Annotated in this window: 18 protein-coding genes, 1 tRNA gene and 1 riboswitch; of the genes, 11 read left to right on the forward strand and 8 right to left on the reverse strand. The window is 41.6% G+C overall.

Annotation, left to right across the window (positions count from 1 at the left end):
• Nucleotides 1–349 precede the first annotated feature (349 nt).
• Nucleotides 350–1,915, reverse strand: coding sequence for a serine/threonine-protein kinase (locus tag NWP22_RS03445; protein ID WP_271730593.1), 1,566 nt, complete (start codon nucleotides 1,913–1,915; stop codon nucleotides 350–352).
• 283 nt (nucleotides 1,916–2,198) lie between these two features.
• Here NWP22_RS03445 and NWP22_RS03450 point away from each other — a divergent pair, with 283 nt between their 5' ends.
• The 7 genes from NWP22_RS03450 (at nucleotide 2,199) to NWP22_RS03480 (ending at nucleotide 9,935) form a co-directional block, all read left to right on the forward strand.
• Nucleotides 2,199–3,539 (forward strand): mechanosensitive ion channel family protein, encoded by a 1,341-nt coding sequence (locus NWP22_RS03450; RefSeq protein WP_271730595.1) that lies wholly within the window; start codon nucleotides 2,199–2,201, stop codon nucleotides 3,537–3,539.
• A 71-nt stretch (nucleotides 3,540–3,610) separates the two neighbouring features.
• Nucleotides 3,611–4,513 (forward strand): YihY/virulence factor BrkB family protein, encoded by a 903-nt coding sequence (locus NWP22_RS03455; protein WP_271730597.1) that lies wholly within the window; start codon nucleotides 3,611–3,613, stop codon nucleotides 4,511–4,513.
• A 94-nt stretch (nucleotides 4,514–4,607) separates the two neighbouring features.
• Nucleotides 4,608–5,645 (forward strand): AI-2E family transporter, encoded by a 1,038-nt coding sequence (locus NWP22_RS03460; RefSeq protein WP_271730598.1) that lies wholly within the window; start codon nucleotides 4,608–4,610, stop codon nucleotides 5,643–5,645.
• 230 nt (nucleotides 5,646–5,875) lie between these two features.
• Entirely contained in the window at nucleotides 5,876–6,934 is a 1,059-nt protein-coding gene (fni, locus tag NWP22_RS03465; protein WP_271730600.1) for a type 2 isopentenyl-diphosphate Delta-isomerase, read from the forward strand.
• A gap of 5 nt (nucleotides 6,935–6,939) precedes the next feature.
• Nucleotides 6,940–8,775, forward strand: coding sequence for a signal peptide peptidase SppA (gene sppA, locus NWP22_RS03470; RefSeq protein WP_271730602.1), 1,836 nt, complete (start codon nucleotides 6,940–6,942; stop codon nucleotides 8,773–8,775).
• 8 nt (nucleotides 8,776–8,783) lie between these two features.
• Complete coding sequence (dtd, locus tag NWP22_RS03475) at nucleotides 8,784–9,236, forward strand: D-aminoacyl-tRNA deacylase (RefSeq protein WP_271730604.1); 453 nt, start codon at nucleotides 8,784–8,786, stop codon at nucleotides 9,234–9,236.
• 480 nt (nucleotides 9,237–9,716) lie between these two features.
• On the forward strand, nucleotides 9,717–9,935 hold the full coding sequence (locus NWP22_RS03480) for a DUF4327 family protein (protein ID WP_200988220.1): 219 nt from the start codon (nucleotides 9,717–9,719) through the stop codon (nucleotides 9,933–9,935).
• Nucleotides 9,936–9,977: 42 nt separating this feature from the next.
• Here NWP22_RS03480 and NWP22_RS03485 read toward each other — a convergent pair whose 3' ends face one another.
• The 4 genes from NWP22_RS03485 to NWP22_RS03500 all read right to left on the reverse strand — a co-directional run bounded on the left by NWP22_RS03485 (nucleotide 9,978) and on the right by NWP22_RS03500 (nucleotide 14,085).
• Nucleotides 9,978–11,219, reverse strand: a complete 1,242-nt coding sequence (locus NWP22_RS03485) for an FHA domain-containing serine/threonine-protein kinase (RefSeq protein ID WP_271730607.1) — start codon at nucleotides 11,217–11,219, stop codon at nucleotides 9,978–9,980.
• 78 nt (nucleotides 11,220–11,297) lie between these two features.
• Nucleotides 11,298–13,232, reverse strand: coding sequence for a serine/threonine phosphatase (locus NWP22_RS03490; protein WP_271730609.1), 1,935 nt, complete (start codon nucleotides 13,230–13,232; stop codon nucleotides 11,298–11,300).
• A 78-nt stretch (nucleotides 13,233–13,310) separates the two neighbouring features.
• Nucleotides 13,311–13,928, reverse strand: coding sequence for an rRNA large subunit pseudouridine synthase E (locus NWP22_RS03495; protein ID WP_271730611.1), 618 nt, complete (start codon nucleotides 13,926–13,928; stop codon nucleotides 13,311–13,313).
• Complete coding sequence (locus NWP22_RS03500; RefSeq protein ID WP_271730613.1) at nucleotides 13,921–14,085, reverse strand: hypothetical protein; 165 nt, start codon at nucleotides 14,083–14,085, stop codon at nucleotides 13,921–13,923. The genes NWP22_RS03495 and NWP22_RS03500 overlap by 8 nt, the downstream gene beginning before the upstream one ends.
• A riboswitch (TPP riboswitch) is annotated at nucleotides 14,079–14,175 on the forward strand. Its footprint overlaps the gene before it by 7 nt.
• Nucleotides 14,176–14,181: 6 nt before the next feature.
• On the opposite strand from NWP22_RS03500, the gene thiC reads away from it, so the two are divergent.
• Nucleotides 14,182–15,555: a phosphomethylpyrimidine synthase gene (thiC, locus tag NWP22_RS03505; protein ID WP_271730614.1), complete on the forward strand. Its 1,374-nt coding sequence runs from the start codon at nucleotides 14,182–14,184 to the stop codon at nucleotides 15,553–15,555.
• A gap of 108 nt (nucleotides 15,556–15,663) precedes the next feature.
• On the forward strand, nucleotides 15,664–15,831 hold the full coding sequence (locus NWP22_RS03510) for a PCP reductase family protein (protein WP_271730615.1): 168 nt from the start codon (nucleotides 15,664–15,666) through the stop codon (nucleotides 15,829–15,831).
• Between the two features lie 303 nt (nucleotides 15,832–16,134).
• Here NWP22_RS03510 and pyrE read toward each other — a convergent pair whose 3' ends face one another.
• Both pyrE and NWP22_RS03520 read right to left on the reverse strand, forming a co-directional pair.
• Nucleotides 16,135–16,755: an orotate phosphoribosyltransferase gene (pyrE, locus tag NWP22_RS03515; RefSeq protein ID WP_271730617.1), complete on the reverse strand. Its 621-nt coding sequence runs from the start codon at nucleotides 16,753–16,755 to the stop codon at nucleotides 16,135–16,137.
• A 104-nt stretch (nucleotides 16,756–16,859) separates the two neighbouring features.
• A tRNA-Ile gene (locus NWP22_RS03520) sits at nucleotides 16,860–16,932 on the reverse strand.
• A gap of 162 nt (nucleotides 16,933–17,094) precedes the next feature.
• On the opposite strand from NWP22_RS03520, the gene NWP22_RS03525 reads away from it, so the two are divergent.
• A complete protein-coding gene (locus tag NWP22_RS03525) occupies nucleotides 17,095–17,799 on the forward strand; it encodes a hypothetical protein (protein WP_271730619.1) in 705 nt (234 codons plus the stop codon).
• 87 nt (nucleotides 17,800–17,886) lie between these two features.
• Nucleotides 17,887–19,260 (forward strand): hemolysin family protein, encoded by a 1,374-nt coding sequence (locus NWP22_RS03530; protein ID WP_271730620.1) that lies wholly within the window; start codon nucleotides 17,887–17,889, stop codon nucleotides 19,258–19,260.
• 28 nt (nucleotides 19,261–19,288) lie between these two features.
• Here NWP22_RS03530 and queC read toward each other — a convergent pair whose 3' ends face one another.
• On the reverse strand, nucleotides 19,289–19,969 hold the full coding sequence (gene queC, locus NWP22_RS03535) for a 7-cyano-7-deazaguanine synthase QueC (protein WP_271730641.1): 681 nt from the start codon (nucleotides 19,967–19,969) through the stop codon (nucleotides 19,289–19,291).
• Nucleotides 19,970–20,220: the final 251 nt, after the last annotated feature.

A 20,220-nucleotide genomic window follows, 5' to 3' on the forward strand; every position in this document is an offset into this window, starting at 1 on the left:
AATCAAGCATAATTTGCTGTCTAATTATTTAATACAGCAACTCAAACGCCCAAGTATTCCTATGTGCTTGGTTTAATTGAAATTGTCCCGTGGCGCGGCTCCCTCCGCTCCCTATTTGTGCCAGTTGCGTAAGTCCTGAGACATAAACCCCCCATATTTGACTTTCTTTGTCAAACCTCAGCAATAAGAATTCTCCCCATCTGAAAAGGGCGCGTATTATAGGAGATTTAATTTCATACTTCAAGAGATATGGCAGAATGAAAAAAATCAATATTTGCTGTTGGGCGATCGCTCTGGGTATTCTCTTTTCCTTCGCGTCTGTGCGACTTTGCTGGAAACCAATTGATATTTAAATCTTACAAGTCTCCATACGGTCAAAAAGAACACCTCTCGTCAATCCCCAACGAAAGCCTCCTGGTGACCTATCAGATGGAAGATGTCCTGGTGGCGCTATTTTATCAAAAGTAAGCTCACTATAACTTTTCCATTTTTCTTCTTTCCTCCATGCTATTTTGTCTCCAAAAGCTTCTGTAATGTTTCTGTTGAAATTTCTTGTTCCCCCCAAACTTTGATAAATTTGCTTTTGCACAGAAAAACCAAACCTTACCCTGCTGTATTTTACCCACAATTTATCAATAGTCTTCAGGTCTTTACAGGGTAAATTATCAACACTTTGAGCATCTAATACACCCTCTTTTTGCCGCTTTGCTACCACTAACATAACTCTCACTGTTTCGTCATTTGCTTCTTTCCACCTTCCCGCAGCGAGTAAATCTTGTAGTTTCCTATAGTCCATACCGACAGATGATATTAGTTTAGGTTTTACTATGGGTTGAGTTTCTTGTATTGCAATCGGTTCTGGTGTTGGGGTGGGACTATTTCTAAATATACTTTCCCCTAGTAAAACTATCAGAAACCCTCCCAAAACTAAACCCGCAATTTGTAACCAACCCCGCGGGGGAGATGGTTTGATTATTTGTGTGGGTAGGGGTACTTGTGGATTTTCTACAGCTACCGTTGGAGGTATTTTGACCAAATTTAAATCTTGTAAAACTTCCTCAGCAGAATGATAACGAAATTGTGCATCTTTATGTAATAACTTATCTAGAATTTGCCCTAATTCTAGAGTTACTGCTTGCTTGACATAGTTACGCCATTGTTTCACCCATCCATAACCATCCTCCCGCCATAATTCCCAAGGATGAATCCCTGTTAACAAATGAAAACAAGTTGCACCAATACTATATAAATCACTGGCTGGATATACTGTACCATCTTGCATTTGTTCTACAGCAGAATAGCCAAAAGTCCCGATGTTTGTCCCGGTTTTTACTGTTCCCTGGAGTTGCTTGGATGCGCCAAAGTCAATTAATATCAGCTTACCGTCACTGCGACGACGCATGATATTTTCTGGTTTAATATCCCGGTGTATAATGCCTTGGCTATGAATTACTTGCAGAACTGGTAATAAATCCTGTAATAACTTGCGGATTTTCGCCTCATTGAATATACCCTGGTTGGCTAATTCTGTAAGTAAATTTTCCCCTTCTATAAACTGCTGTATTAAATACAAGCGGTTATCCTCCGCGAAGTATGCTAGTAAAGCTGGTATTTGAGGATGTTCACCAAGCTGTTGTAATTGCTGCGCTTCTTGTAAAAATAATGCTGTGGCTTTTTGTAAACCTGCTGTACCTTGGGTTTGGGGCGCAAGTTGTTTAATAACGCACTCTGAGTTTAATTTGTCAATATCTACCGCTAAATAAGTTTTGGCAAATCCTCCTCCACCTAAAGGTTTAAGTGGTTGATAGCGGTTTCTCAATACTACCAAGTGAGTCCCGCAGCTAGGGCAAAATTTCGTATCTTCAGTAACTGAGGGGTTATCACATTCGGGATTAAGACAACATATCTGGGTCATAGTTAGGTATTGTTAGATACGTTTATTATTCTGTACCTCACAGTATAGAAGCAGTAGTAAGTTAATTTCATACTTGAGAGAGATAAAAATCACTATTGAATGTCAGGCGATCGCTCTGGCTATTGTCAGAAAAATCAGATATATTTGACAAATACACCAGTGTCACATTTTTTATCATCTCAAAAACATAAGTAATTTAAAATCATTGATTATGGCGGGAGTACCCCAGAATCTGAGGTGAATAAGGGTAAATTTATTTACTGGCAATATTAGTTGATTAAAGATGATGGTGAGTTTGTTTCCCAAAGGTAATAGCAGATCTGGCTCCCGTCAGTTCCTAGTTGTGATCTTCTTTTTGGGTGTGATTTTACCTACACAAAGGGGGCTAACACAGGAAATCTCCCCTACACCTGTGATATCCCAGCCATCTCAACCCGAACAAACCCCTACAACTGGGCTGTTTTTCGCCGATATAGTCGTTAGGGGAAAACCCGTGTTTCAAGTGGGTAGCTTAGGAGAACTCAGCGCTACTCAACGCGCGGAGATTATCAACCGCCGCATTGCTAGTATTTTAGTACGCAGCCAAACTGATACCCAAGTTTCCCTAGTACCAGATCCCCAACGTGGTATTGCTACATTACAGCTGAATAACCGGGTTGTCATGACTGTAACTCGACAGGATGCTGAGGATTTTAACTTAGATGTGGAAACATTAGGGCAATGGTGGGTAAAGCAGTTAAATCAGGCTTTTGAGCAACCCCCACTAGTAATTGATGTTGGACAAAGACTATTCTCTACTCTAAGGAAGTTTCAGCAAGAGACTATCGACAATTTACCCTCTTTTTTAGGAATGCTATTAGTAGTCATTACTACCGGGTTAATAGCAGCTAGTATGCGCCACGTCACCCTTACCGGGGCGCAACATTGGGAGGTAGACCGCAATTCTAAAATCTTGGTTAGTCGTTTGGTCTATGGCTTAGTTTGGGTCATAGGCGCAATTGTCGCTTTGGGAGTTTTAGGATTAGACTTCGCCACCTTACTAGGAACTTTAGGATTAACCAGTGTAGCTATAGGTTTTAGTCTCAAGGATATATTGAGTAATTATTTTTCCGGTGTTGTATTGCTGGTATCTCGTCCCTTTCGTTTAGGAGATCAGATAGTTATTCGCGACTTTGAAGGGACTGTTACCCAAATTCAACTACGAGCTACAACTGTAAAAACTTATGACGGCCGTGTGGTTTACATTCCCAATCAAGAAGTCTTTAGTGCCATTATTATTAATAATACTGCCTCAAATATTCGCCGTAATTCTATTACCTTTGGTATAGACTATAAAGCAGATATTACTAAGGCTAAACAAGTTATTAATGATGCCGTTTTGTCAGTTCCTGAAATTGAAAAAGAACCCAAGCCAGATATTTTAGTCCGTCAATTAGCTCCTAGTACAGTCAATATCGAGGTGCGTTGCTGGGTCAATTCTCGGCGGTTACCATTTTTAGAAGCTACTTCTTTAATGGCTCAAGCAATTAAAGAAGCCTTAGAAGAGGCTGAAATTAATATGCCTACAGATATTTACACGTTAAAATTTAATGATATTTTAACTATTTCCCAGCAAAAACCATAGAAAGCAATTACCATTACCTGCAAGGTTCTGTATATTCCTATTGATTCCACTTGATTTAACATTGATTGATTATGGTAACTTTGAGGAAAATTCGCCGATTACTGCGAGAAATTGCCGCTGAGTGGCAAGCTAACGAAGTCTCTCTGTTAGCTTCATCACTAGCATATTATGCAGTATTTTCTCTAGCACCACTTTTAGGACTAGTGATTATGATTGTCGGTGCAATTTTTGGGGAAGCTGTGGTTCAAGAAGAGGTAGTTAATCGATTGAGAGAACTTTTTGGTCAGGAGGGCGCAGAATTAATCTCTACTGCTATTGCTAATCTGAAAGTGGATTATAGACAACTAACTTTTACCGTCTTTTTTAATCTCGTTTTTTTACTCTTTGGAGCTACCGGCGTATTTACACAAATTCAAACAGCACTAGATAGAATTTGGGAAGTTAAGCCAGCACCAAGACGTAAGATTTTTCACCTGTTGCGCAAACGGTTATTATGTTTTTTAATGGTCCTAGTAATTGCCTTGCTTTTAATATTATTTTTTATAGCCAATGCAATTTTGACAAGTTTAGTCACATTTTTTAATCAATTATTTCCCGGTTTGGGTTATATATCCCAATTCCTTAGTTTATTGATTACTTTTGGAGGTACTACATTAATATTTACAATGATGTATAGTATACTCCCAGATGCCGACATTGCCTGGCGTGATACTATTGTTGGTGCTTTAATCACTGCACTGCTGTTTTTAGTAGGACAGTATTTATTTGGACTGTTTCTTGGTCGCACTGATTTTGGTTCTGCTTATGGGGTGGCTGGTTCTTTTGTAATTGTGATTACTTGGATTTTTTATGCTGCTCACATTTTGTTTTTAGGGGCGGAATTTACCAAGGTTTACGCCAAACAGCGAGGATCTGCCATTGTTCCTTCTGAATATGCTGTGAAAATATCACCACAACAACACGATAACCGGTGATTTAACCCGCAAACTCTTCTCTATAGGTAGATGTGATTATCTACAATTATTTAACACAATTATCAAAATTATTATATAAGAATAATTTGTAAATATGAATGATTTTAGTATCCGAATGTTTTGGCAAAACCTCAGTAATAGCAAGTTGATTCGCTATCTATTATTATTGGTTCTTGGTTGGGCAATTGTGCAGGTTTTAGCTTATTTTTCTACGGTGATTGTCATTTTTATCTTCGCTGGAATTTTAGCATTTTTGCTGAATTATCCTGTGAAGTGGTCTGAGCGGTTTCTACCACATGGTATCGCAGTTATTGTGGTTTTTTTACTCAGTCTATTTATTTTGGGTGGTTTGATAGCAACTCTGGGTTTTTCTGTCTTATCTCAATTTCAAGAATTACTTGAACAAGCACCTCAATTCATTGAGTATGCTATTTCTCTATTAGATACCTTACAAAATATCCTCATTAGATTTAATTTTCAGGTGAATTTTGAAGTAATAGAAGAGGAGTTACGCAATCAGATTTTATCAGGTATTGGTACAGGGTGGGCAACTTTTCAATGGCTATTAACTAACTTAGTTGATTTAATTTTGGTTGTAGTTGTTGCTTTTTTTATGTTGTTAGATGGTGAAAGGGTTTGGAATTTTATCATTAAAATATTCCCGCAAAATATTGGTCATCACCTGACTACTGCTATCCAGCAAAATTTCTTAGGATTTTTTTGGGGGCGTTTGTTGCTATCTTTATTTTTCGGTGTTTCCGCATTTTTAGTATTTATTTTCCTCCAACTACCTTATGCCCTATTTTTAGCGGCGATCGCCGGAGTGTTTGATTTAATTCCGGGAATTGGCGCTACAATTGGTATTACCCTAGTTGCTCTGATTATTTTACCTCAAGGCATTTGGTTGAGTCTGCAAGTATTAATCGCCTGTGTTGTCCTACAGCAAATAGAAGAAAATTTACTTATGCCGCGCATTATGCAAGGCTCAATCAATATGAATCCAGTTTTCATGTTCTTTGCTCTTTTAGTAGGAGCCACAGTAGCAGGTTTAGTAGGGATTTTTCTGTCAATTCCTATCGCTGGAGTATTAATTAGTATGTTTAATATTGAAGAAATGCAGGGAGGAAGTTAATGAAGTTTTATTAATTTTGTTGGTCTTAATGTATTCTACTTGATATGTAAAACCTATCAGTAGATATTTAATGGCAGAATCCTGTATGATCAAAACGAAAAACATATACAGCACATTTGATCTGAGTGAGGTACACAAAAACAGGCAAGATGCCCACCCCACAAAAGTTTTATCATTAAATCTGTACTTGACATCCTGCAATGTGCTGTAAATAATATAACATAATATTAATGAATTCTCCTAACCAAAACCCAGAATACACCCAGTCACGTAAAGCAGATCATATCCGCATCTGTTTAGAAGAAGATGTTCAATTCCACCACGTAACCAGTGGACTAGAAAGTTATAAATTTCATCACTGCTGCTTACCAGAAATCAACCGCGATGATATTGATATCAGTACAACCTTCCTGGGTAAGCGCCTAGGAGCACCTCTGTTAATCTCCTCTATGACTGGAGGAACACAACAAGCTGCAATGATTAACCAACGTCTGGCAAAAGTAGCGCAACAGTATAAAATTGCTATGGGTGTTGGTTCCCAGCGGGTAGCGGTGGAAAAACCCCAAGTGGCTGATACCTTCGCCATCCGCAAGTACGCGCCCGATGTGTTGTTATTTGCTAACTTGGGGGCGGTACAACTGAATTATCACTATGGTTTAGATGAATGTCTTCGGATTATTGATATATTGGAAGCTGATGCCCTAATTTTACACATTAATCCACTGCAAGAGTGTATTCAGCCCAATGGTGATACTAATTTTCGGGGGTTACTTGACAAAATCCGCTTTATATGCAGTAACATAGCTGTGCCAGTGATTGCTAAGGAAGTGGGCAATGGCATTTCTGCGGTCATGGCCGAGAAACTCTTAGGGGCTGGAGTGGCGGCTATTGATGTGGCTGGTGCTGGCGGTACTTCTTGGGCGAAGGTGGAAAGTGAGCGGGCGGAAAATGCTTTGCAAAAGCGTTTAGGTAGGACATTTGCTGACTGGGGTTTACCCACAGCAGAGTGTATTACCAGTATCCGCGCCATTTCTTCAGATGTGCCGTTAATTGCTTCCGGGGGGTTACGTGATGGGCTAGATGTGGCGAAGTCGATCGCTCTAGGAGCAGATATAGCCGGTTTGGCTATGCCTTTCCTGCAAGCGGCGGTGGTATCGGAAGCGGCATTGTATGATTTAGTTCAAGTGTTAATTGCGGAAATAAATACAGTACTATTTTGTACTGGCAACTCTACATTAAATGACTTATATAAATCAGGAAGTTTACGTAAAAAAATATCAACTAAATAACTCAAATGCGTAATTTTTTCAAACAAACCTTTGCCAGTTTACTGGGTACTGTCTTGGGGCTGATGATTTTTTTCGGTCTGAGCACAACAGGAATATTACTACTGCTATTTGCAGTTACCTCCTCTAGGGATACTACTCCACAAGTTAAAGATAACTCCGTTGTGGTTTTCGACCTATCCATGAATATCACTGATAGCTCCCCGAGTTCGGGCGAATTGCTACAACAAGCATTATCGGGTGCAGAAGTACAAAGAATGAGCCTGCGTAGTGTTCTGGATACCCTGGAAAAAGCCAGGCTGGATCCGCGCATAGTCGGTATTTATTTAGATGCAAGTCGTACCAGCATCATTAATCCAACAGGCTTTGCTACCCTGCGGGAAATCCGTCAGTCCCTGGAGAAGTTCCGCCAATCTGGGAAAAAGATCGTCACCTATGGTGTGGGTTTGAGTGAAAAGGAATATTACCTAACTTCAGTGGCGGATGAAATCATACTTAATCCTCTGGGATTCATGCCAGTCAAGGGTTTGAGCAGTGAACCATTATTTCTATCCGGGGCTTTAGAAAGGTTTGGGATCGGTGTTCAGGTAGTGCGGGAGGGGAAATTTAAAGGAGCAATCGAACCATTGATTCTCAAGCAATTGAGTCCAGAAAACCGCGCACAAATCCAAAAATTATTGGATGATGTTTGGCAAGATTGGCGGACTACAGTCGGTTCTAGTCGCCAAATTACTCCTCAACAGTTGCAAGCGATCGCAGATACTCAGGTGTTACTCACAGCTAGTGAAGCTAAAGCTAATGGTTTAATAGATCAGGTCGCATACCTGGATGAGGTGGTCGCCAACCTGAAGAAAATCACATCCAGCAATGAAACAGATAGCACATTCCGACAAATTAACCTCAGAAACTACGCTCAAGTTTCCGGCAAAAATCTAGGTGTAGAACGCAACTCACCCAACAAAATTGCTGTGGTTTATGCAGAAGGCGAAATTGTCGATGGTAAAGGCGAAGATGGACAAATAGGAGGCGATCGCTTTGCCAGAATTTTGAATCAAATACGTCAAGATAATGATGTCAAAGCCGTGGTGTTGCGAATTAATAGTCCTGGAGGGAGCGCCATAGCATCCGAGGTCATGCACAGGGAAGTACAATTGACCCGCCAGGTAAAACCTGTTGTAGTCTCCATGGGTAATGTGGCCGCCTCCGGTGGTTACTGGATTGCTAGCGATTCCAGCCGGATTTTTGCCGAATCAAATACAATTACAGGCTCTATAGGCGTGTTTGGCGTGCTGTTGAATGGGCAAAAACTGGCTAATAATAATGGGATAACCTGGGACACAGTGAAAACTGCAAGTTATGCCGATATTCAAACAGCGACGCGCCCCAAGTCACCCCAGGAGTTAGAAATTTTTCAGCGCAGTGTTAACAGGATTTATAATCTATTCCTGGATAAAGTCGTTCAAGGTCGGAATTTACCAGCCGCAAAAGTTGCAGAAATTGCCCAGGGAAGAGTTTGGTCAGGAATAGCAGCCCAAGAAATCGGCTTAGTAGATGAAATAGGTGGTTTAAATGCTGCTATTGAATATGCCGCCCAGGAAGCTAAACTAGATAACAATTGGCAATTACAAGAATATCCTAAAGCAAGTACCTTGGAAGAACGCTTTCTTGGCAGAGCAGTTGAAGAAATCAGCACTATTTTACACATGGTGGGAGTATCAGTTCAGCCATCTCATCCCCTGATAGCGGAATTACAAAAACTTGAACAGGAATTGGTGATTCTCCAAAAAATGAATGACCCTCAGGGAATTTACGCTCGTTTACCCTTTAATTTTCAGCTTGAATAGGTTTTTCTATGCGTGTTGTCCTCCAGAGAGTTAAATCATCCCAAGTCACCGTTAACGGTAAAATCATTGGCAAAATTGGACTGGGACTCAATTTACTAGTGGGAATTGCTCACAGGGATACCGAAGCTGAACTCGACTGGATGGTGCGTAAGTGTTTAGGATTACGAGTATTTCCTAATACAGAAGATGGCAAGAAATGGCAGAAATCTGTGCAAGAGATTGGCGGTGAGTTGCTGGTAGTCAGTCAATTTACTCTTTATGGTGACTGTCGTCAAGGTCGCCGCCCCTCTTTTGACCAATCGGCTCATCCCCAACTAGCTCAAGAATTATATGACCGCTTTGTCAGCAAATTACAGGGTAGTGGTCTCAAAGTGGCTACCGGTGAATTTGGTGCCATCATGGAAGTGACTATCGAAAATGACGGACCTGTTACCCTGTTGCTGGAGAAAGAACCTTTGTAGCCCCTCAGTCGGGAAAAATTAAATTTATATAAAGATTTGTAAGAAGTTTGTTAATTCCCAGATGTTTGCGATAGGTTATATAAGGGTCAATTGTAAGTAATAAATTTTTTCCCGCCTCAAGAGGCGAAAATTATCAAAAGCCCCCAATTTAGCTCATATTTGAATAGACACACAAACTGTGGTGACTATAAAACTAAAAAAGTTAACAGATTCCATTAATCTTTCTATGTTATTTATCGGGTGCATAGGTTGTTCGTATGGCATCTAAGATGAAGTAACGGCAGAATTTTCAGTTATTTAGTGGTGATTACCGTATAAAACCGAATTTTCTGGCTGACTAGTAGGGTTTATTATGGTATAGTAAAGAAGTTAAGACTAGCTTTACCAACTACAATACTCCACGCATCGATGACAATTGCAAAACGGAAAGCAGTTTTGATTAAGTATTTATCAAACAAAATCACAAATTGAATCGAGGCTATGACTCAGCAAGTGATTCACCCAATGGTGAAATTGCAACGTAAAGTGCAATCACTCATCGAATCTAATATTATCAAACCAACTGATAGCATTTGGAAAATTGCATTGCTCTACGGCGATGACTGGCAGCACTGGAAACGGGAACTGCAAGACTTTGGCTTTAGTATGCAAGATCCAATTGGCGAACTGCTAGCAGTGGAAGCTTGGGACGAGGAATAGATGCTAGATCCGGGGAGTATTTCTCTGACTGCTCCCCACTCCCTAAACTTGGCAAGCAGCTAATGCTTCAGCCAGTTCTCTAGCACTTTGGTATCTGTCCCGTGGTATGTACTGCGTGACCCGTTCAATAATTTCTCTGAGTTGAGGACTAATTGTGGGAATTTTTTCCACATCAAATTGCGAACCTTGTCCTCGGTAACGATAAAACTTAAAAGGATTTTCGCCGGTGAGGAGAAAAATTAAAGTAGGACCAATGGCATACAAGTCAGATTGAGTTAAGGGTTGTCCTCGTTCTTGTTCCGGGGCGCAGTAACCCTCAGCACCAATCCGGGTTCCTTGTCTGGTCCCAATCTCCTTGACAGCACCAAAATCTAACACCACGACATGATTATTGGAACTTCGCACCATCAGGTTAGCAGGTTTGATATCACGATGTATTAGTGGTGGATTTTGGCTATGGAGATAATCTAAGATGTTGCAGGTTTGAATCATCCAGACAATCGCCTGATTCGGTGATACCGGACCTCTCCCATACACTCTTTTTTCTAAATCTTCGCCATGAACTAACTCCATGGCCAAGTACTTTTTACCCCCAACCACAAAAAAGTCGTAATATTTGGGAATTCCTGAATGATCCAGGCATTTGAGAGTATGCGCCTCCCGTTCAAATAATTCTTGGGCTTTGGCAATTTTAGCCATGTCGGCGTTCATTTCCTTTAAAACCAACAATTGTGGTTTTCCTAAAGTCAGACCCCCTGCATCCCAAGCTAGATAAGTAGTACCCATACCTCCCTGTCCCAGAGTTCGCAAAACCTGATATTGACGAATTTTCTGCTTGACTGAAATAGGTTGACCGCAATGAACACAAAAGAGATTACCAGGCGAATTACCTTCGTGGTTGCAAGTCGAGGCTAAAGCCTCAGCTTCACCACCCGCAACATATCCGAGCAAAGCACCTGGAACTTGCTGACATTGGAATTGTAATATTGGCCCCCCCTGTGCCAGTTGTAATACAGAATTATCCGCCAAAGGGCACTGAAGTACAAGGATACCATCCACAAAAGTGCCATTAGTACCTTGACTAATTACCTGCCAAGAACAGAGATTATTATTTTGGGATAACTTAACCTCTCTGAGTTCTAAATGGTGCCGCGAAACCAGAATATCAGATAAAACCACATCATTATCCCCCGCTCTTCCAATGCGAATTACCGAGGGATTTTCAAAATACCACTGCTGAAGTGGCGTTTTCTGTTGGGGTTCTAACAAAGTCAGAATAACCACAATACAACAACCTGCATCAATTTAAACAATTAGCCAACAATTAGCCACTGGGAATTAATCTACCATTCCTAAATACTTTTAACCGCTCATATTTAGACGCACTTTCGCCCGGATAAGTATGACTGTAATATTGTCATGACCATTGTATTGGTTTGCTAAATCAATTAATTCTGTGACTCCTTGTTCTAGATTAGAGTCAGAATGCAACAGGGAAATTAAGTTATTCTGCCCATAAATTTCTAGGACATCATTATCTGACAGACCATCAGACACCAGCAGCAACAGGCTATCTTCAGTAATCGTGAAAAACTTGACATCCGGACTAATAGCATTTTGATCTCGCGGACCCAAGGCCTGAGTTAGCTGGTACGCGTCCGGGCGGCTATAGGCTATACTGGCATCCACCCCTCTAGAAATCTCTCGTTGACCTACTTCATGATCTACAGTCATTTGTTCTAAATCTTTGTTAGGCCTCAGGCGATAAAGGCGACTATCTCCTACATGGGCCACTGCTGCTTGAGTACCTTGAATTAACAGCATAACTAAGGTAGTACCCATGCGCTTGACCCCGGAACGCAGTTGTTGCTGATTTAACTCATAAACTGCTTGATTAGCTACGTATACAGCTTCACGAATCTGGTCTTCTGTGGGTATTTGGTTAGTAGTCCAATGTTGATCAAAGTATTCCTTGAGTGTGTTAACTGCTAACTCACTGGCTACCTCACCCCCCGCATGGCCACCCATCCCATCACAGAGGATATATAAACCACGGAATTCAAGAATTTGTTGGTTTGGCAATTCCAACTCACTGATTTTGGTTTGAATGCCAAAGTAATCCTCATTGTAGTTACGTTTCTTACCTACATCAGTACCTGCTGCATTTTCTAAACTACTCAATTCCATTGAGGGTAGAACATTTGGCAAATCATGGGATTGTAAAATAGTCGGTGCTGCGGCATTTTCTTTTATCGGATCAGCTATTCTGATCAAGGGTGTTTCTAGTTCCGCGATAATTTCCTGTAAATGCGATCGCAACTGCTCAACTGTCTCAATTTTACCTAGTTCTAAATCTTCTAAAATCCTCACTATAGAACCAAAGTAAGTCCTCTGGGACTGTCTAAAGATTGCCTGCCAAACTTCCCCCAAAGCTTGGATAGTTAAAGGATGCTCTAGGATGGTGAATGTTTCTACTCTTTCCGTATCTAAGAATACTATTTCCGGCATTTCCTTCAGAGATTCTACATACAACCTTTCCAGACCTAGTTTTTTCTCTGCATTTAAGCGCAGATTATCTAATTTCAATAAACTTTGACGACAACTCACCGTTTCTAATGCCCCCCAGAGTCGGCTCATCTGATCTAGGTAATGTAAAATCTCTAAGGTAGATGTGGTTTCAGCTTCCCAGATGTCGAGTAAACACTGCCAATGGGAACGGTCTTCGATGAGTAACACCTGTATATTATCTTGTTCCCAGACATCATGAATAGCTGGTATACCTAGGTGACCTTGAGATTGCAAGAAAATATAAGCTTGAGCCAGGGGAGAAACTCCAGTAATTTCCACTGATGGCATAACCAATCCCTGTCTCTGACTAGCTAGTATAGCCTCAATGGGAGATATTTGATATGGCTGACAGTCCAACACTTTCACCCACATTTCGGACTCATTCACCGTTGATAGTGGTTCTAAAAGTTGATAGCGCTGTTTTTTGTCTAAATAAGAACCTAATGTCAGATGTGACCCTGATATACAAGCAGTTGGGGATGTTTCTTGCTCATTTTCTGCCTTTTCCTCGCGAATCAATTCCCCATCTTCATTCCCCCTCTTGGTAACACTGATAATTGCCTGCCAAACCTTGCCGCATTGCGCACCACACTGATGACAAACTTGTGCATTCACAGGTACTTCAGTACCACACTCAGGACAAACCCTGTGAGTTAGCGATACACCACAACTTTGACAGAATTTGTTACCATTAGGGTTTTGAAATGTACACTGAGGGCAAATGAGCATAATGAAAGTTCCTTCATTTCCGTTCCCACCAGAGCAATTACTACCAAAAGAAAATTATTTGGCGTGACACTTCCGTAATTATATCAGATATTGGGAGCTAGGCTGGTGATTTTTAGGCAAATTATGCCAAAACTTGAGTTCTGATGGCATCAGGTCGCGCCATTCACCCAACTGTAGACCATCCAGACTCAGATGGGCTATGCTCACCCTCACCAATCGCAAAGTAGGAAATCCCACCGCCGCAGTCATTCGCCGCACTTGACGATTCTTTCCCTCCGTCAATGTCATTTCTAACCAAGCCGTGGGGATATTTTGGCGAAATCTAATTGGCGGGTGGCGTTCTGGTAAATGGGGCGCTTCTAACAACAGTCGTACTTGCGCCGGTTGAGTGCGGTAATTTTGAATATTTACACCCGTTTCTAACTTGTTCATCGCATCTACATCAGGAACGCGCTCCACCTGCACCCAGTAAGTGCGTTCATGTCCATAGCGAGGATGAGCCAGACGATGTTGTAACTGTCCATCATTGGTTAGTAATAATAAACCTTCACTGTCCCAGTCCAAACGTCCCACAGGGTATATATCGGGAACCGGTATATATTCCTTCAATGTACGGTGTTTCGGTGTTTCCTGAGTGAACTGGCTGATAACACCATAAGGTTTGTAAAAAATAATATATCTGTAATGGTTAGCCATAAATGCTCAGATCATATTGGGACTGATCGCCTACAGTATAACCATACTCTTTCTTCTTAGTGCCTTGACTTCCTTCCCCTAGCTGGTGCGGTCGATCAAAAGGAATTGTAAACAGTCTCACCCGTATTCCTAACCCAGATGGTACAATTTCATTCATGCTAGGGGTGCCTGAAAAATCAGGCTGAGATCACACCCTTAACACCTGAGTCTGGCTAATACCAGCGGAGGGAAGCTGTTTATCGAGGAATTCAATATGCGGACAGAATGGGTTACCAAGCGTCGTGGACAGAGTAATGTCACTCAAATGCACTACGCACGCCAGGGTGTTATTACTGAAGAAATGCACTACGTCGCCCAGCGGGAAAATCTTCCTGCGGATCTCATTCGTGAGGAAGTGGCGCGGGGACGGATGATTATCCCTGCTAACATTAATCACACCAACCTAGAACCGATGGCTATTGGCATCGCGTCTAAATGTAAAGTTAACGCTAATATCGGCGCTTCTCCTAACTCTTCCAATCTTCAAGAAGAAGTAGATAAGTTAAATCTAGCAGTGAAATATGGTGCTGATACCGTCATGGACTTGTCCACAGGGGGCGGTAACTTAGATGAAATTCGCACAGCGATCATCAATGCTTCACCTGTTCCCATTGGCACAGTACCAGTTTACCAAGCTTTAGAAAGTGTCCACGGCACCATTGAAAAGCTCACCGCCGACGACTTTCTGCATGTCATCGAAAAACACGCCCAACAAGGTGTAGATTATCAAACCATCCACGCCGGGATCTTAATTGAACATTTACCTTTAGTTAGAGACCGCATTACTGGTATTGTCTCCCGTGGTGGCGGTATTTTAGCCCGGTGGATGCTACATCACCATAAACAAAACCCTCTGTATACCCACTTCCGCGATATCATCGAGATTTTCAAGAGATATGATGTCTCTTTTAGTTTAGGTGATTCCCTACGTCCTGGCTGTACTCATGATGCCTCAGATGCGGCACAATTAGCAGAATTAAAAACCCTCGGACAGCTCACCCGCAGAGCTTGGGAAGATAACGTACAAGTCATGGTCGAAGGACCCGGACACGTCCCCATGGACCAAATTGAGTTCAATGTCCGCAAGCAAATGGAAGAGTGTTCGGAAGCTCCTTTCTATGTCTTGGGACCTTTGGTAACAGATATTGCTCCCGGTTATGACCATATTACCTCCGCCATTGGGGCAGCTATGGCTGGTTGGTATGGTACAGCTATGTTGTGTTATGTCACACCTAAAGAACATTTGGGTTTACCCAATGCTGAAGATGTGCGCAATGGTTTGATTGCTTATAAAATCGCCGCTCATGCTGCGGATATTGCTAGACACCGCCCCGGTGCTAGGGACAGAGATGATGAACTTTCTAAAGCCCGTTATAATTTTGATTGGAATCGTCAATTTGAGTTAGCTTTAGACCCGGAAAGAGCCAAAGAATATCACGATGAAACTTTACCAGCAGATATTTATAAAACTGCTGAGTTTTGTTCTATGTGTGGTCCTAAGTTCTGCCCGATGCAAACCAAGGTTGATGCTGATGCATTGACTGAACTTGAGAAGTTTTTGGCTAAGGAACCCGTGACTCAGGGTTAATTAAGATAATTATCCTTTAATATAGTTACCAGATGGTAACTATATTAAATTCCGGTATAAATGGGGCTCAATCTCAATACTCATATCAAAATTTAACCCTAAAAATCAATGAGTGCAGCAATTAAATGGACTGTTGAAGCTGAAGATAAACTCAAGGAAATTCCTTTCTTTGTCCGTCCTTTTGCCCGTAAAAAAATTGAAACTTATGCAGAGGAGAATAGTATATCTCTCATCACTCTCGAAATTTATGAACAGGTTAAACAAAAATTTAACTAAGATGTAAATTAATTTATTGACGGATTTTTTGCACGTTTATATTTATTCAGATGAGATTTTCTGCATCTGGAACAGTTCCCAGATTATGAATCGTTAAGATCAGTGTTTATTTGATAGTTGTCAAGAAGTTTCGTTTTTTAAACGATCTTTACATAGAATTAGCGATCGCCTATGCTAAAACTACCAAATTGATAAGTGATTAGTAGTGCGATCGCCTCGGGCTCTGCGCGAGACGCAATCGCTATTCTCAAATTTCCTGATCCCATTTCTGGGGAAGAGTCACAGCGCGACCCTAATTACCCATTAATTAGCTAATGCTTGATATCGTTCTTGGAGGTCAGTGATGGTAAATACCGCCTGAAAGTTCAACCCCACTGACTGGTAAAACTCAGCCCCTCCTTGTAGTCTATCTACAAGTGAAATTACGGTATCAACTATATAACCAGCATCCCGAAGACGCTCAACGGCTTTCATGGCTGATTTTCCTGTAGTCACCACATCTTCTAAAACTATGACTTTTGCACCCGGGGGTAAATTCGGACCTTCAATATAAGCCATTGTTCCATGTCCTTTGGCTTCCTTGCGAATAATCAGCGCTGGTATGGGGCGATTTTCATAAGCAGAAACCACACTCACAGCTGACACAATGGGATCAGCACCTAAAGTTAAGCCGGCCACAGCTTGGGTATCTGTAGGTAATACAGATAAAAGAATGCGGCCAATGGCTAAAGCGCCCTGGGGGTGGAGGGTTACCTGCTTACCATTGATGTAGTAAGAACTGCTTTGTCCAGAAGAAAGAATAAAATCACCCTCTTGATAAGCGAGTTGACAAAATAAATCTAGTAGCTGGTGGTGCAGGGTGATTAAATCAGTAGTAGCCGCACAAATATTTGATTGAGTAAAGGTTCCAGTAGTATCCGTCATTACAAAACAGGCAAAGTTGTGTTACACCAAAGGTAGACCTGATCAGAGTTCTGAATCAGCGTAATATGGGTTTGAATGGAGTCTTGGGTCAGGACTCAAAAAAATCCAGGGTGCAGGAGTTGAACCTGCCTTGGGCGAATTATGAGTTCGCTGCCTCAACCGCTCGGCCAACCCTGGCGGAATTCCATTATAGCGTAATTTTACAGATTGTGTAAAGTCCAAAATGGTGCAACCTGGTATTGATTAAGTTCTTTTCACAATTGAGGCAGACAGCTTCAATACTTTTGGTTTGAATACGCTTAGAATAAGGCAAAATTTTGACGCAATAACTTGTCAGCAATGAAAGTAAATTCCACGGCAATTCTCACTTTAATCTTATTAGTCCTGATGCTGGGTGCTGGTTCTGTGAGTGCGTTTTTAGGTTTTGAGATGGGAACCTCGGCCCTCAGAGGTGTAACAACACCAGATGGCCGCCCCACGAATAAGTTTATCAGCAGTAGGTCTAATAACTCTCAACAGCTAGGAGTAGTACTATTGAAAGAAGATGAGATCCTCAAAACTGTCCAGGCTCGAATTGAGGGGAAAACCAAGGCTGCTAAATCAGGAAAATTAGATGAAGATGACCAGGAAGCAAGAACTAGTAGGCAGAGAAGCTCAAAGGAAAAACCCCCATCTGTGGTCGCAGAAAAACTCCAACCGGGATTTCCAGTGGTTGCTGAGAGTCAGGGTGTAACTTTTGCCGTCCAATCTGTTCGCTACTCTGGGGGTGATTTACTCATGAGAGTAAATATGCAGAATAAAGGTAATGATTCTGTGCGCTTTTTGTATAGTTTTTTGGATGTTAGGGACGAAAAAGGACGGACACTGAGTGCTACCACAGAAGGTTTACCAACAGAATTAGATCCTGAGAGTCCCATAGCTTCAGGTACGGTGATTATTCCTACGGCTTTGCTTGATGATGTGAATCGGATATCCCTGTCTCTGACAGATTACCCCGCTCAACGACTGAAGCTAGAAGTTTTAAATATCCCTGTAGAAAGGTAAATGAGAATATGGAATCGGGAAGATGATTATTCAATACCTGATATCAAATTCCCGCTATTTAATCCCAATTAATCCCAAAATGGGGACATGATTTTTACACGAGCTTTGGCGGTGAGTCGTTTTTCTACCTTAATTCCGACTGATGTGGGGCTGAGATTGTTGACGGTGTTATTGCTGATCGCTATTAATGCTTTTTTTGTGACAGCAGAGTTTTCAATGGTGACGGTTAGGCGATCGCGTATTCATCAGCTGGTTAAAGCTGGTGATATTCCGGCCATCGCCGTGGAGGGACTACAACTTAGTATTGAAAGGTTATTATCTACAACTCAATTAGGCATTACCCTTTCTAGTTTAGCCCTGGGATGGATTGGTGAAAGTTCCATTGTCCTATTGGTGAAGTCATGGCTAAAATCCTGGACTTTACCCATAGAGATGAATAATTTTATCGCTCATTCTCTATCAATTCCCATTGCCTTTTTTTTGATCGCCTATCTGCAAATTGTTTTAGGTGAACTATGTCCTAAATCAGTAGCTATGTTGTATTCAGAGGATTTGGCGAGATTTTTGGGTCCTTCGGTAAAAGCCATCGTCCGCTTTTTTAACCCCTTTATCTGGATTCTTAACCAATCAACCCGGTTTTTGTTGCGGCTTTTTGGTATAGAATACACCGGACAAAGTTGGCGATCGCCAGTGACTCCAGAGGAATTACAGATCATCATCTCTACAGAAAAAGAATCAACTGGTTTACAGCTTGCAGAGCGAGAATTGCTGAATAATGTCTTTGAGTTCGGCGATGTCAGAGCCTTTGAAGTTATGACCCCCCGCACTGCTATTGTCGCTTTGTCAAAAGATGCAACTTTCCAGACTTTACTCGAAGAAATGACCTCTAGTGGTCACTCACGCTACCCCATCATGGGAGACTCTTTAGATGACATTCGCGGCATAGTTTATTTTAAAGATTTGGCAGAACCCTTGGCAATGGGGAAACTCACCCCAGAAACAAATATCCAAGCTTGGATGCGTCACGCCCGCTTTGTGCCGGAACAAACACCCTTGAGTGAACTATTACCCATGATGCAGCAAGAGAAGCCGGCCATGGTCATAGTAGTCAATGAGTTTGGCGGTACCGTAGGGTTGGTGACCCTTCAAGATGTCATTGCTGAAATTATTGGTAATGCAGGGGAACCGGAGGACATGGATGACTTGCTGGTGGAAATGTTAGACAATCAAACATTTTTGGTGCAAGCCCAAGTTAACCTCGAAGACCTCAACGAAGTTTTACATCTGAATTTACCCCTGACAAACGAATACCAGACACTGGGCGGTTTTGTGCTGTATCAACTCCAAAAGATCCCCGTAACAGGCGAAGTCTTCTACTATGAAAATCTCGAATTTACTATAGTTTCAACCTTCGGACCGCGCTTGCATCAAATTCAAGTGCGACGATTGGAGGCTAAATAATTGCAGTGGTCATTGGTAGGTTACAACTTTAGTCTTGAGCATAAGGTAGTGGGTCTTTCAACCCCAATTCAGCAAAGGCCGCTAGCCGTAAACGACAAGAATCACAAACACCACAGGCTACATCGCTACCTGCATAGCAAGACCAAGTTAGCTCCCAGGGAACTCCCAATTGATTGCCCAGTTGGATGATTTCGGTTTTTTTTAAATCAATTAGAGGAGCAACAATTTCGATAGGTTTGCCTTCACGTCCTTGTTTGGTTCCTAGTTGAAATACTTTCTGCATCGCCTGGATATAGTCGGGACGACAATCCGGATATCCAGAGTAGTCTAGGGCGTTAACACCAATGTAGACCCTTTGGGCTGCGATCGCTTCCCCATAGCCCAGAGCAAAGCTCAAAAAAATAGTATTACGTGCAGGTACGTAGGTAACTGGAATTTTTTGCGACATTTCTTCGATGGATCTCTCTTGCGGTAAATTAATGGTGTCATCTGTAAGTGCTGAACCGCCCCATTGTCGTAAATCAAAATTGACCACTTGATGTCTCACCACTCCAGCTGTTTGAGCGATGCGGAAGGCTGAGTCCAACTCTCGCCGATGTCGCTGCTGGTAATCGAAAGAAATCGGGTGACATTCATAACCATCAGCTTTGGCTTGATACAAAACTGTGGCAGAGTCTAATCCTCCTGATAATAGAATTACAGCCTTCATCTCACTCTCAACTTTTGGGTTTTCCATTGCCAAATCACACTTCCATAAAATTCCACGAATAATGTTACAGTCCTCCTTAAGCCATCTTGGTCGAGTTTTTACTATTTTCACCACAGCCAAACAAATGTCTACACCAGCGCCTGAAAAAAGTTAGACAGGTCAATATGTAAAAAAAAATAGATAATTGTGCAAGAATTGTTGGAGTATTTCAGCGGTGGCAATTGCGTAAAACATACCAAAAGTAAAGGGTT

It is taken from the genome of Anabaenopsis tanganyikae CS-531 (assembly GCF_029891675.1).
Classification (GTDB): Bacteria; Cyanobacteriota; Cyanobacteriia; order Cyanobacteriales; family Nostocaceae; genus Anabaenopsis; species Anabaenopsis arnoldii.